At 61.2% G+C, this 12915-nt stretch carries 10 protein-coding genes; 7 read left to right on the forward strand and 3 right to left on the reverse strand.

The features are described 5' to 3' along the window. The first annotated feature begins 431 nt into the window (after positions 1-431). Positions 432-1190, forward strand: a complete 759-nt coding sequence (locus tag F3J19_RS08405) for a response regulator transcription factor (protein ID WP_167039702.1) — start codon at positions 432-434, stop codon at positions 1188-1190. 656 nt (positions 1191-1846) lie between these two features. Beyond that, the gene (locus F3J19_RS08410; RefSeq protein ID WP_167039704.1) at positions 1847-4633 is read left to right on the forward strand and encodes a LuxR C-terminal-related transcriptional regulator; all 2787 of its coding nucleotides are present in this window, start codon (positions 1847-1849) and stop codon (positions 4631-4633) included. Positions 4634-4646: 13 nt separating this feature from the next. Here the strand turns inward: F3J19_RS08410 and F3J19_RS08415 are convergent, their stop codons facing one another. Continuing rightward, positions 4647-5090, reverse strand: coding sequence for a VOC family protein (locus F3J19_RS08415; RefSeq protein ID WP_167039705.1), 444 nt, complete (start codon positions 5088-5090; stop codon positions 4647-4649). A gap of 534 nt (positions 5091-5624) precedes the next feature. Between F3J19_RS08415 and F3J19_RS08420 the strand changes: the two genes are divergently transcribed. The 5 genes from F3J19_RS08420 (at position 5625) to F3J19_RS08440 (ending at position 9906) form a co-directional block, all read left to right on the forward strand. Then, a complete protein-coding gene (locus F3J19_RS08420) occupies positions 5625-6035 on the forward strand; it encodes a DUF1801 domain-containing protein (protein ID WP_167039707.1) in 411 nt (136 codons plus the stop codon). 266 nt (positions 6036-6301) lie between these two features. Beyond that, positions 6302-8035, forward strand: coding sequence for an IlvD/Edd family dehydratase (locus F3J19_RS08425; RefSeq protein ID WP_167039709.1), 1734 nt, complete (start codon positions 6302-6304; stop codon positions 8033-8035). Positions 8036-8479: 444 nt separating this feature from the next. Then, entirely contained in the window at positions 8480-8944 is a 465-nt protein-coding gene (locus F3J19_RS08430; RefSeq protein ID WP_167039932.1) for a type VI secretion system tube protein Hcp, read from the forward strand. Then, entirely contained in the window at positions 8941-9327 is a 387-nt protein-coding gene (locus tag F3J19_RS08435; RefSeq protein ID WP_167039711.1) for a DUF3592 domain-containing protein, read from the forward strand. Before F3J19_RS08430 ends, F3J19_RS08435 begins: the two co-directional genes overlap by 4 nt. 306 nt (positions 9328-9633) lie before the next feature. Then, positions 9634-9906 (forward strand): hypothetical protein, encoded by a 273-nt coding sequence (locus tag F3J19_RS08440; RefSeq protein ID WP_167039713.1) that lies wholly within the window; start codon positions 9634-9636, stop codon positions 9904-9906. Positions 9907-10115: 209 nt separating this feature from the next. Here the strand turns inward: F3J19_RS08440 and F3J19_RS08445 are convergent, their stop codons facing one another. Further along, positions 10116-11279, reverse strand: coding sequence for a porin (locus F3J19_RS08445; RefSeq protein WP_167039715.1), 1164 nt, complete (start codon positions 11277-11279; stop codon positions 10116-10118). A gap of 243 nt (positions 11280-11522) precedes the next feature. Next, positions 11523-12638 (reverse strand): succinylglutamate desuccinylase/aspartoacylase family protein, encoded by a 1116-nt coding sequence (locus F3J19_RS08450; RefSeq protein WP_167039717.1) that lies wholly within the window; start codon positions 12636-12638, stop codon positions 11523-11525. Positions 12639-12915: the final 277 nt, after the last annotated feature.

Consider the following 12915-nt stretch of genomic DNA (forward strand, 5'->3'; position numbering starts at 1 on the left):
CGCGAATACTTCACCGTCTTTACCGCGATCCCTTCCGTTCACGTTTGTTGACGTATTGCGTTGCGATGCTCCCTATCATTCATGGATGAATCGATGGGGACAGGCTCGATCATCGTGCACACGCGCTATGCCGTTTGCATATGATTGCAGCCACCCCATCGAATACACCTCTCGCCCCCCCGAATGGGGGGCTATGTTGCCGCCTGGCACAGTCTATCTTGATTTCCCGCAGTTCACAAAACGAGGCGAACGACGGCGCCTGTTGGGGGCATCAATCCTTCCATGCGCCACACAATCGTTCAGGATGAGGGTTTCGCGCCAGTCTGACCTCGCAATTCGCGGCATTGCGGTCCGGTTCGTGTCGTCCATTCGTTCCGTTTTCCGTGGTGCCGGATTTGCTGTCCGGTTGGCCCGAAAGAGCGAGGTGATATATGAATATCCTGTTGGTGGAAGATGATCCTGCGCAAGCCGTGGCTGTCGAAAAGACCATGCAGCAGTCGAGGCACACAATAAGCAAAGCCAACTCAGGCGAGAGTGCCATACGTTATCTCATGACCCATGAAGTCGATCTCGTGGTGCTCGACTGGCAATTGGCCGGTGTAGCCGGGTTCGAGGTACTGCACTGGATACGCGACAATCTGGGGCGGGAGCCGGCGGTCCTGTTCCTCACAAGCAGGGTTCTTGAAGTCGACATCTTGCGTGCGCTCGATGCCGGAGCCGACGAGTACATCGTCAAGCCGTTCCGCGCGATCGAACTTGTTGCACGAGTCGGTGCATTGCTGCGCCGCACGAACCCCAATGAAAAGACTGAAAGTGTGATCTCGGTCGGGCCCTATGTTTTCGATCCGGCCCGCCGCAGCGTCACGCTGCATGGCAATGCGATAGAACTGACCGCGAAGGAATTCGACGTTGCGTCATTTATCTTCGCCAATGCCGGACGAGCGGTATCGAGAGACCTGCTGGTGAAACTCGCATGGGGACGTGAACTGGAGGCCACGTCCCGAACGGTCGATACCCATATCTACCGGCTGCGCCGCAAGCTGGCCCTGCATCCCCGCAACGGTGTGCGTTTGAGTACCGTCTATACGCACGGATACCGGCTCGACGAGGTGGCGGTGACCGACACGGTTGAGGCAGCCGACGCGCCTGCCCCGGCACCGGAAGCAACGGCGTGTGCGGCGAACGCATGAGCGAAGCACAGGTAGCCGCGCGATCCGCGATGTTTGCCGAACGTGATGGTGACGTTTGCGCGAACTCTGGACGCACGGCTGCCGGCCGATGATTCTCTGCGGGACTCCCGACTTTCTCCTGTTTCAGTATTTGCGAAGGCGGACGTTGCGTCCCAAGGGCAACCGTCCGCATTCGCGGCTCTTATCCCAGACTTTGAGTTCATGTGCATGCCAAAGCAATACGCCGCTGTATTCGAAATACGCTCGATGAGAGGCAATTCAATCCGGTGCAATACCTATGAGCCACGAATGCCGGTGCTCGATGAAAAGTGGCGAGTAGCAGAAGGTCTTTAGTCGCGATCCGGGCTGTCGAGAAATCGGTTGCTCATACGTGATTCCCTTGCTCCAATTTCCCCGTTTCGTTCAGGTTCCGACGTCATTGGCGTGTGTGCGGAAGCGTCGTCATTCCGTGCATGGATATTGCACGTGCAGTACCGCACGACCAATGTCAGCGGCCATTCGAATAGTTGGCGAACCTGAGCAAACGTGCCTGTTCGTAGCGAACAGAGTCATGGCAATCCGCGTTGAACATCGGATAGGTTCAACATATACATCAAAATATCTCGTTGAGATAATGGCAACCTCCTGCAAGCGGCAATTCAGGGAGAGGAACGATCATGGAAGCATCTTCGGGCAGTACCGGTCGCGAGTGGAGCGTGTCGCTGATCCAGACCAAGATGATGGCGCCACGCCTGCCGCCCGGCTGCGTGCAACGGCTCGCCTTGCTCGGCCGGATCGATACGCGCCGGCCGAACAGCATCGTTGTCGTGACCGCGCCTGCCGGTTTCGGCAAGACGACGCTGCTGGCGGGCTGGAGCGAGGCGCTGTCGGGCAGCAAGCATCCGGTTGCGTGGCTTAGCGTCGACGGAGAGGACGACGACCCGCAGCAGTTCGGCGCGTATCTTGTCGCGGCGTTTTCGCGTGCGTCGGAAGACATCGCGTCGCAAGCGCAGCAACTCCTGAACAACGACGCGCTGACCCCTATCAGAACCGTTCTTTCCGTGCTGTTGAATGGAATCGCCGCGTGCGGCCGGAACGTTTTTCTCGTGCTCGACGACGTCGATCGCCTCACCGCAAAACCGGTTCTCGACGTGGTCTCGCGCCTGCTGCGCTATGCGCCCGATAACATGCACGTCCTGCTCGGCGCGCGGGGCGAACCCGGGTTGATGCTCGCACAGCTTCGCTCGCCGGACAAACTGATGCGCGTCAATGCCGACGATCTGCGCTTTTCCATCGACGATGCACAAGCGTTCTTCCATCGCGCGGGTACCGTGCCGCTCGATCGGGACAGCGTAGAACTGCTGAACGAGGCGACCGAAGGATGGGTCGCGGGTTTGCAGCTTGCTTCGCTCGCCTTGAGTCAGGTGGGCGATGCGACCAAGCTTGCGCGCAATCTCGCGGGGCCGAGTTCGGGAATCGACCGCTATCTGAACGATACGGTGCTCGCGCATTTGCCGCCGCCGATGCTGAAGTTTCTGCTCTGCACGTCGATTCTCGAACGGCTCGGGCCTGGCGTGTGCGATGCGATCATGGACGAGGCCGGCGAAAGCGGAGAGAAGCTCGACTGGCTCGAACGGCACAACGTATTCATTCGACCACTCGACGAAAAGCGGGACTGGTATCGCTATCACGCACTGCTGTCCGATGCGCTGCGGCAGCGTCTCATGCGCCAGATGCCGCAGGAGGTGCCCGTGCTGCATCTTCGCGCATGCCAATGGTTTGCACGCGAGCGCTTGTGGCCCGAAGCGGTCCGGCATGCTCTTGCCGCCGGCGATCTCGATCTCGCGGCTCAATGGGTCGAGAACTGTGCGAGCGATATGATCGAGCGCGGTGATCCGTACACGTTGCTGGGCTGGATCAACAGATTGCCGCCCGATGTGGTGCTGGGACGCTTGAGTTTGCGTCTCGCCAAAGTATGGGGGCTCGCGTTTTCGCTGCAGACGACGCGGGCGTCGAAGGAGATTGGCGCAGTCATCGACGAATTCGATCGCATGCGTCGCGAAGAGGGCCGCGTGATCGACGCAGTCGTACTGGAAGAAATCAACGCGGTCGGCGCACTGACTGCCGGTATTTCGGACGACAGCGAACGCGCGCTGGAACTCGGAAGCACGGTCGGGGCGTCGGGCGTAGAGGTGGCGCCGTGGATCTCGCGTTATGCGCAGTCGGCGCAATTCTTCGGGCTTCTGTATCGCGGCAGATTCGATCAGATCGCTCTCATCCGGGAGCGCATGAAGAACCGCGTGGAAACGACGGGGCCCGCGCGGCATTACTCGGTCTTGCTGCGCGACGCGATGTACGGTCTCGCCGCGCTGATCCATGGCGAGTTGCCCGAGGCGAAACGCACGTTCGAAGCCACGCTGCAACTCGCCGAACCCGCGTTGAGTCCTTTATCCGCGGGCGTGACCGGCGTGGCGAGTTGCCTTGCCAGCATCTACTATGAGTGCAACGAACTGGACAAGGCCCGCAGAGCGATTGCGGGCCGCACGAACATTGCATTGGAGACTGCGCCGCTCGGTTCGCTCGTGCGGCACACGATTTCGGCGGCACGTCTGCTGTGGCGTGACGGCGAGATGGGTTCGGCGCTGGCCGTGCTCGAAGACGGCCGCCAGGTGGCGATCAACCGGCACTGGTTGCGTCTGAAGCTCGCGTGCGACGCCGAAACGGTACGACTGCTTATCGACGACGGCAAGTTGGCGGAAGCAAGGCAGATCGCCGACGAACTAAGCACGAGCGTACCGGCGCTATGCGAAGGGCGGGGCGGGTCCGTGCTGGAGACGTGGGCGAGTTATTGCGTTCTGCAGGCACGGGTTCTGCTTGCCGAGAATCTCGCCGATAAAGCCGCTGCCATTCTCGAACGCCAGCTCGACACGCTCGTCAAAATGGGCTGGCGTGCTCTGGAAGCGCTCGTCGCGCTGCTGCTGGCGCGAGCGTGCGCGCAATGCGATGCCGCCGAAAAATCGTTCGACGCATTGAATCGCGCGCTGCGCATCGGCGTCGAGATTGGGCTCGTCAACAGTTTCGTCGACGAAGGAGCGCCGATTCGCGCGCTGTTACAGCAGTTTCGCCAGAACGCGGGCGACGCTGCAAGCACGGAGGTGGCCTATGCCGACCGATTGCTCGCCGCGTTCGATGAACTCGATAGCTCGTCGCGATCAGGTGCCGCGAGGCCGCTCAGAGTGATGACGTCGTCGTCGGAGATCCTCAGCGTGCGGGAACTGGAGATCGTCAATTGCGTGGCGCTCGGGTTGTCGAACAAGGAAATCGGACGCTCGTTGAAGCTCGCGCCCGAGACCGTCAAGTGGCACTTGAGGAATATCTTCGAGAAGCTCAACGTGAGTTCGCGCATCGAAGCGGTGCAGAGCGTTCTCGGGCTCGGGGTCGGCGAAGGGCGCGCTGCGATGTAGATGCTGCGCGCCGCTACTTGTCGAACAGCGCCGTATACCGGCGCTGCATTTCTTCGGGCGCCACCGCTTCGATCTGCGAGCCGAGCATCCATTCGTGGCCGAACGGATCGCGTACGGTTGCCGAGCGTTCGCCATAGAATTGATCGGTCGGCGGGCGAACCACGGTTGCACCCGCTTTGACCGCCTGCTCGAAAAGCGGGTCGACGTCGTCGCAATGGATATGCAGCAGCACGCTCGTTCTGCTCTCGGCGCTCGGCCCGAGCATGCCGTGCTCGGGATATTCGTCCGACAGCATCACGATCGCCGGGCCGATTTTCACTTCCGCATGGCCGATCCGGCCGCCCGGTTCGGTCAGACGAAACTGTTCGACGCCGCCGAACGCCTGCGCGTAGAACTCGATGGCCTGCGCGGCGCTGCGCACGCGCAGATACGGATAGACCTCGTGAATCGTGTTCATCGTCACCTCCGGGGTTGCCGATGAACGATTATCGGCGAAATCGAGTTCGTTTTGCATACCGGGCGACGACGCAATACTTCGCGCGAATGTCAGCGCAAGAAGCGGATGGCGAGTACATTTTCCGCTTCATATCGTTCACTCCAGACGCGGCCATTCCGCTGCGTCGCTCATCGATAGCAAGGAGTCGAACAATGCCGATGCCGCTTCTCTCGCTTCATGCTCTCGCGGCGCAACGTGGTGATGGACTGCGCCCGGAGCTTCTCGAGTTGTTCGCGCGTCATGCGAGGCCGTGCGTGGGGCTGAGTGTTTCTATCGAGTCGAAACCACACGAGACCCTAATCCATGAAGACCCGTACGATCAGTCATTGACGGGGGACGCCTCTCTTCACGCAAAAGGACGGTAGCGATGCGACCCATTTCGACGCCACCGGGTGAGTGCCGACCCGCTCGATGCGAAGGCTGGCTGTGAGGGGCACGGGATTACAATGGTCCGATTGATACGGCATCCTACTATTCGCGAGGCACGAGAATCCCATGAATCCATCGAACCCGTCCGAACGTATCGACCAGATGATCGCGGCTCTCACCGACTGGCGCGGTGAAACCTTCGCACGCATCCGCAAGACGATGCTCGCGGCGGATCGCGGCATCGTCGAGGAATGGAAGTGGATGGGCAGCCCGGTCTGGTCGCGCGACGGCATGATCGCGGTCGCCAATGCGCACAAGGGCAAGGTGAAGGTGACGTTCGCGCACGGAGCGGGACTCGCCGATCCGGACCGGCTCTTCAACGCGGGTCTCGAAGGCAATGCGCGGCGCGCGATCGACTTTCTGGAAGGCGACAAGGTCGATGAACGGGCGCTCAAGGCGCTGGTGCGCGCGGCGATCGAGTACAACCGGGCGCATCTGAAGAAGAATACGCGGGGCAAGAAGGGCGAGGATGCATAGCCCGACCGAACGCGCCGGCTAAGCAGGCCTCGGGCGATAAACGAGGCGGGGCAAGGCGGGCGGCGCACTACCGTGTCGTCATCGATCGAATACCGGAATTGATATCGATATCGCCAAAAATATAATTGGAAAGATATCAACCCGCTCCGTACACTTCACCATCCCCAGAGCCTGAGAGAGGCCTTCCGTCATCGTGCCGGTCGCGTGGCGCTGGTTCGGTCAAACCGGCCGGCGCGGTGTCCCGGCACATGCATCAAGGACAGAGCATGTCGGAAAAAAAGCGGAAATTGCGCTCAGCCGAGTGGTTCGGTACAGCTGACAAGAACGGCTTCATGTATCGAAGCTGGATGAAGAACCAGGGCATTCCCGAGCACGAATTCGACGGCCGTCCGCTGATCGGCATCTGCAATACATGGTCGGAGCTGACGCCGTGCAACGCGCATTTCCGCAAGCTTGCGGGACACGTGAAGCGCGGCGTGTACGAGGCGGGCGGTTTTCCGGTCGAATTCCCGGTGTTCTCGAATGGCGAATCGAACCTGCGGCCGACCGCAATGCTCACGCGCAATCTCGCGGCGATGGACGTGGAAGAAGCGATTCGCGGCAACCCGATCGACGCGGTCGTGCTGCTATGCGGCTGCGACAAGACCACGCCCGCGCTGCTGATGGGCGCGGCGAGTTGCGACGTGCCGGCCATCGTCGTGACGGGCGGCCCGATGCTGAACGGCAAGCTCGACGGCAAGAACATCGGCTCGGGCACCGCGGTGTGGCAGTTGCACGAATCGCTGAAGGCGGGCGAGATCGACCTGCATCAATTCCTCGCGGCCGAAGCGGGCATGTCGCGCTCGGCGGGCACCTGCAACACCATGGGCACCGCGTCGACGATGGCCTGCATGGCCGAAGCGCTCGGCGTGTCATTGCCGCACAACGCGGCGATTCCCGCCGTCGACTCGCGCCGCTACGTGCTCGCACATATGTCAGGAATCCGTATCGTCGAAATGGCGCTCGAAGACCTGATGCTCTCGAAGATCCTCACACGCGAAGCGTTCATGAACGCGATCCGCACCAACGCGGCGATCGGCGGCTCGACCAATGCAGTGATTCATCTGAAGGCGATCGCGGGGCGCATCGGCATCGATCTCGAACTCGACGACTGGGTGCGCATCGGCCGCGATACGCCGACCATCGTCGATCTTCAGCCTTCTGGCCGCTTCCTGATGGAAGAGTTCTATTACGCGGGCGGCCTGCCGGCGGTGCTGCGCCGGCTCGGCGAAGCGAACCTGCTGCCGCATCCGGGCGCGTTGACGGTCAACGGCAAATCGTTATGGGACAACGTGAAGGATGCGCCGAGCACTAACGACGAGGTGATCCGTCCGCTCGACAAACCGCTCGTCGCCGATGGCGGCATCCGCGTGCTGCGCGGCAATCTCGCGCCGCGCGGTGCCGTGCTCAAGCCGTCGGCGGCGACGTCCGGCTTGCTCAGGCATCGCGGACGCGCGGTCGTATTCGAGAACCTGGAGCACTACAAGGCGCGCATCGTCGACGAAACGCTCGACGTCGATGCGAACTCCGTGCTGGTGATGAAGAACTGCGGGCCGAAGGGTTATCCGGGCATGGCCGAAGTCGGCAACATGGGATTGCCGCCGAAGCTGCTGAAGCAGGGCGTGAAAGACATGGTGCGGATTTCCGATGCGCGCATGAGCGGCACCGCGTACGGCACGGTCGTGTTGCACGTGACGCCGGAAGCGGCGGCCGGCGGTCCGCTTGCGGCGGTGCAGGACGGCGACTGGATCGAACTCGATTGCGACGCGGGCACGCTGCATCTCGACATCAGCGACGCGGAACTCGCGCGCCGTCTCGCGCAGCACCTGCCGCCGCAGCCGCCCGAGGGCGGCGGGTATCGGCGTCTTTATATCGATCACGTGCTGCAGGCCGATGAGGGCTGTGACCTCGACTTTCTCGTCGGGTGCCGGGGGGCGGTGGTGCCGCGGCATTCGCATTGAGGCTTTCAACACGGGCGGCGCTCGTCTTCCTGTTGAGCAGTCGTGTGCGACGCTCCCTATCTGTGGTTCGGCTACGTGATACGCATGAGTGCCCGCAGGTATTTGCCGTTGTCGATGCCGGTTTCTCCTGGCATCCCGAATCTTTTATTCTCTTCGGAATGATCGAGTAGCTCAAATCCCACTACGAACTCCGACATTCAACGTCTCGCCGGGTGCTTTGTCCGCACACATTCGAAATAAAAGAAAGTGCAGAAATGGTGCATGACCTTTTTCGTCTGCTCTGCAAGCAGATTTAAGCGTTGTTTGACTGTATCGAGAGGAAATCCACTGTAGCGTTGAGTATTCACGATACGAATCCTGTTTGCGGTTTCGTAGTCCACGCGCTGCACGCGCGTTTACTTCAACGTTGTCTGGTCCGAAAAGGTAAGAAGGGCGGCGCAAGATATTTTTATCAAGATCGATGGGATTGCAGGAGAGTCTCGTGATGAACTGCATCTTGGGGAAATACAGGTCAGCAGTTGGCGGTGGAAAATGTCGCAGCAATCCCAGGTGATGACGGGCTCTGGTCGTGGCGTAGGCAAGGCAACAGTCGACGACCTGGAGTTCGTTCATCAAATCGACCGTGCGAGTCCGAATCTGATGCGCTACTGCCTTACCGGAAGGCATATACCCAAGGCGGTACTCAGTACGCGCAAGTCAGGCGGTATTCCGATGGATTTTCTGAAAATTGCGCTGGGCGACGTAGTCGTTACCGCGGTCGAGCCTATTGTGTTTGGTGATAGTTGTTACGAGCACGTCACGCTGTCATTCGCCCGGGTCAAAAACGAATACACGCTTCAAAGTCCAACGGGGGGAAGCGCGGGAGCGGTTACTGCCAGTTTTGACATCAGAGAGAACCTCGAGCGGTGAAGCGCCCTAACTATTACGCGCTCGCCGTTGGGGTGGCTGCATCCATTGCGGCCGCGTTTTCCATTTACTCAACCATCGAATTTCGTCTGTCATCCGTCGCGACGGCGGGAACTGTCGTCAGCCTGAATTCCGGTGGGCATCACCCGCGGATAGCCTTCGATGCAAAGAATGGGCAGCACTATGAATTGCCGACCGGCACGATCAGGTCGTTCGAAGTCGGCCAGGCTGTTCTCATTCGCTACAACCCCGGGAACCCGGGCCGCTCGGCCATGATCGATAGTGCGTTCGATCTATGGGCTCCATCCGTTTTCCTGTTGATTCTCGCCGTGGGTTTTCTCGATGCGGGGTTTAGAGGCGAGGCACTTGGAAAGGGCTTGCGATAATGGTTTTGCGAGAGAGTCACTGGAGATTCAATACTAGCGCGGGCATCGGAATTGGTTTCGGCGCGTTCAATTCAGAAAGCGGTATGTTTGCGCTCGATGCGCCGTCGGGTCAAACGTACGAGTATATTTACAGCGGTTTTGGAGTCGGCACATCCCGTGGGCTTGCGACGCTGCTTCGCATCCCGCGACTCGCACTGCCGAAGGTCCTCGTTAAAAGCGACGAATTGAGCGGATCAGGTTCGACGGCCGACTTCATCAGCAGGGGCGGACTGTATCTGACGGATTCGTTCGTTTAAAGGCAATGACTTGACGAATCCGCAAAGCCTCGAAGGCGGAACGATCTATCTGGAAGGGGCCGCCGGTTATCTGTTTGGCGGCACAGGCTCATTCATGCTTCTCGGCATCCACGCGGATCTTCTTCTCATGGCAATCGTGAAGCCGGATCTGATCGGCATGGCAATTCGCAGCGCGCCGGCAGCATTGATAGTGGGCGGGGTCAACGAAGGTCTGCAAGATGCCGTGGGATTTGCCTTCATGTGCGGAAAAATAAAATACAACGGCTTGTATGTCGATGGATAGGCCGTACATTGCCGTGCCGCGCGATGCAGGAGTCGTTGAACCGTTGACCTATCCGCTCGATAACCGGGCACCGCCAGATTCCACGCAAACTTCCACGCAAACACCCCCACCCAAACAAAAAACGCCTCACAGAGAGGCGTTTCCCACTACAGCATTCATCGCAGCAACCCGGCAAGGAGCGCATGCGCTCCTTGCCGGCAACAAGCCGCTTAGAACTTGTGACGCAGACCGACGCGGAACGCCAGCTGGTTGTCGGCCGTACCCGACGTGCCGAAGTAGCTCGTGCTCGAACCGATCTGAGCTTGCAGATCCTGCGTGCCGTTGTGGCCCGAGGCGATCTGGTAGATGCCGAGCACGTAGACGTCCGTGCGCTTCGACAGCGCGTAGTCGCCGCTCAGGTCCACCTGGTTCCAGTGACCCACGTTCGCGCCGCTCAGGTGCATGTACGTGTAGCCCGCGCCTGCCGTGATAGCCGGCGTGATCGCGTACTTCGCGCCTGCTTCGTATGCGGCGAACGTCGTCGACTGGCCCGAGATCGGGGCGAGGCGCGTGTTCGTGTACAGGGCCCACAGCATGGCCGGTCCGATCGTGTAGCGGCCGCCGACGCCGAACGTGCGCAGATCCTGGATCTGGCCGACGCCGGTCGTCGCGAAGCTCACGTTAGCCAGCGAGGTCGAGAAAGCCGGCGAAGCCTGACCCGGATAGCGGATGTCCGTGTAAGCAGCGCCAAGGCCGAACGGGCCGTTTGCGTAGTTCGCGCCGAAGCTGTAAGCACGCGACGAACCTGCGGTCGTGCCCACAGCCGGCGTGCCGGCGAAGCCGCCTGCCGTGTTCGAGAAGCCGTACATCGCGCCGAAGGTCAGGCCCGAGAAGTTCGCGCTCGAGAACTTCACCGCGTTGTTGATACGGCTCGACGTGAGCTGGTCGACGTCGTTGATGTGGTACGCGTAGTTACCCGCGACGGTGTTGCCGCCGGTCGAGTAGTTCGAGCCGAGCACGTCGGTCGAGAACGAGTACTGGCGGCCGAACGTCAGCGAGCCGACGTTGTCTTGCGACAGACCGACGTACGCCTGGCGGCCGAACATCGCGCCGCCCTGGCCGGCCGTGCCGTTCGCGCTGCTGAAGCCGTTCTCCAACACGAACAGTGCCTTCAGGCCGTTACCGAGGTCTTCGGTACCACGCAGGCCCCAGCGGCTGCCTTGCGCAACGCCGTCGTCGAACTTCGTGAGGCTGTCGTGGCCAGTCGACGTCTTCGAGTTGTTGACGTAGCTGATACCCGCATCGATCACGCCATACAGCGTGACGCTGCTTTGTGCGTGAGCGGCGCTTGCGAAGAGGGCGAAGGTAGCGGCGGTCAGGATTTTCTTGTTCAAAACATTCTCCGGTTGAAAATTGGATGATCGCGACGCGCTGCTCTGCGGCAAAGTCGCGCGATTGCCGGCAATTTAAGGGGGCGCTGAGTAGGCTATGTGACAGTGAAAAATTTTTGCCAATCTGTCGTATCGACGCGACACTTTGCTCGTGTGCGGGCCGATAAAGAGAAAAAGGGGATCGCCTGCCGTGTCGGCAGGCGATCCCCTTTTTTATCGGGAGTTGGTGCGACTAAGGCGCTGTTATCAGTTGCTCAGCAGCGAACCGCTTCTGAACGGCGTGGCACCGGCAATGCGGGCGAATTCGAGCCCGGCCGTCGCGAAGCGCGTGAGATGCCGCGCGTACAGCACGCCGGCCACGCTGTTTTTGATCGTGACGACGCGATCCGTCAGCGGATCGACGATGTCGGCGATTTCGTGGCCCGCGTCGACCCAGGTGCCGACTTCGCAGCGGTACACGAGCACGCCGCTGATCGGCGCGACGAGCGGCTCCGTGCCCGCGAGCGGCGTGGCGGCGAATTCGAGCGGCGGCAGCGGGGCCGGCTCGCCGTCGATCACGCCGCGCGAGGTCAGGTACTCGACGATCGCCTGCGCGTCGTGTTCCGCGTACTCGTACGACACCTCGCGCTGGCCGCGCAGCTCGATCGTGACCGAGACCGAACCGTTCGGAATCGGGAAGCGCTCGCCGAAGCGGCCGCGCAGATCGGACCAGCAGAAGCTGTGGATTTCATCGAACGGATTGCCGACCGAGTTCAGCGCGAGCAGCGACGCCTTCGCGTCGAGATAGCGCGCAAGCGGTTCGACTTCGGGCCACAGATCGGGGTTCGTGTAGAGGTGCATCGCGGCCTCCCAGTCGCAGTGCAGATCGAGCACGACGTCGGCGTCGTACGAGAGCTTTTGCAGCGCGAGGCGCTGCGAGGCGAGTTCGGTGGCCGGCTGCTGCGCGTCGAGCGCCTCGCGCATCGCGGCGCGGATCGCCGTGCGGTTCGCGTCGATGTCGCCGGTCAGGCGGCCTTCGATGTCCGGCAGCACGAGCGCCGCGAGATCGTGGAAATTGCGGTTGAAGTTCTGCGCGGTGCCGGTTTCGAAGCGGCCCATCAGATGGCCGAGCAGGTGCTGGTTCAGGCCGATCGGGTTCGGCACCGGCACGATCACGACTTCGCCGCGCAGCTTGCCCGCGGTTTCGAGCGCGGCCAGCTTTCGGCGCAGCGCCCACGACACCAGCATGCCGGGCAGTTCGTCGGCATGCAGCGACGACTGGATGTAGATCTTCTGTCCGCCGGCCGGGCCGTAGTGAAAACTCGTGAGGCTGCGGGCGGTGCCGAGCGACGGGGCAATCAGCGGATGGGTTTGCGTTTGCATGATTTTCGAAAGCCGCGGCTCACAGGTGCAGGCCGCGTGATGGGGTTGGTTGCAATGGAGAAAGCATGCTGCCGGGGGACGGCCCGCGGGCGCGGACCACGGGCGGCGGTACTGCGGGCGGCGCCACGTTTGTGCACGATCTTAGCCGATATGCCACACGATGTGGCTCGAAGAGCGCAGATGAGCGGGCGGGGCGGTGGCATGAGCGCGGTGCAACCATGGCCCAGGCGGGATAAAGGCGGCACCCAGGCAGAACCCAGGCGGAATACAGGCGCGG

The sequence above is a fragment of the Burkholderia sp. Ax-1724 genome (assembly GCF_011752995.1).
In the GTDB taxonomy this organism is placed as follows: Bacteria; Pseudomonadota; Gammaproteobacteria; order Burkholderiales; family Burkholderiaceae; genus Paraburkholderia.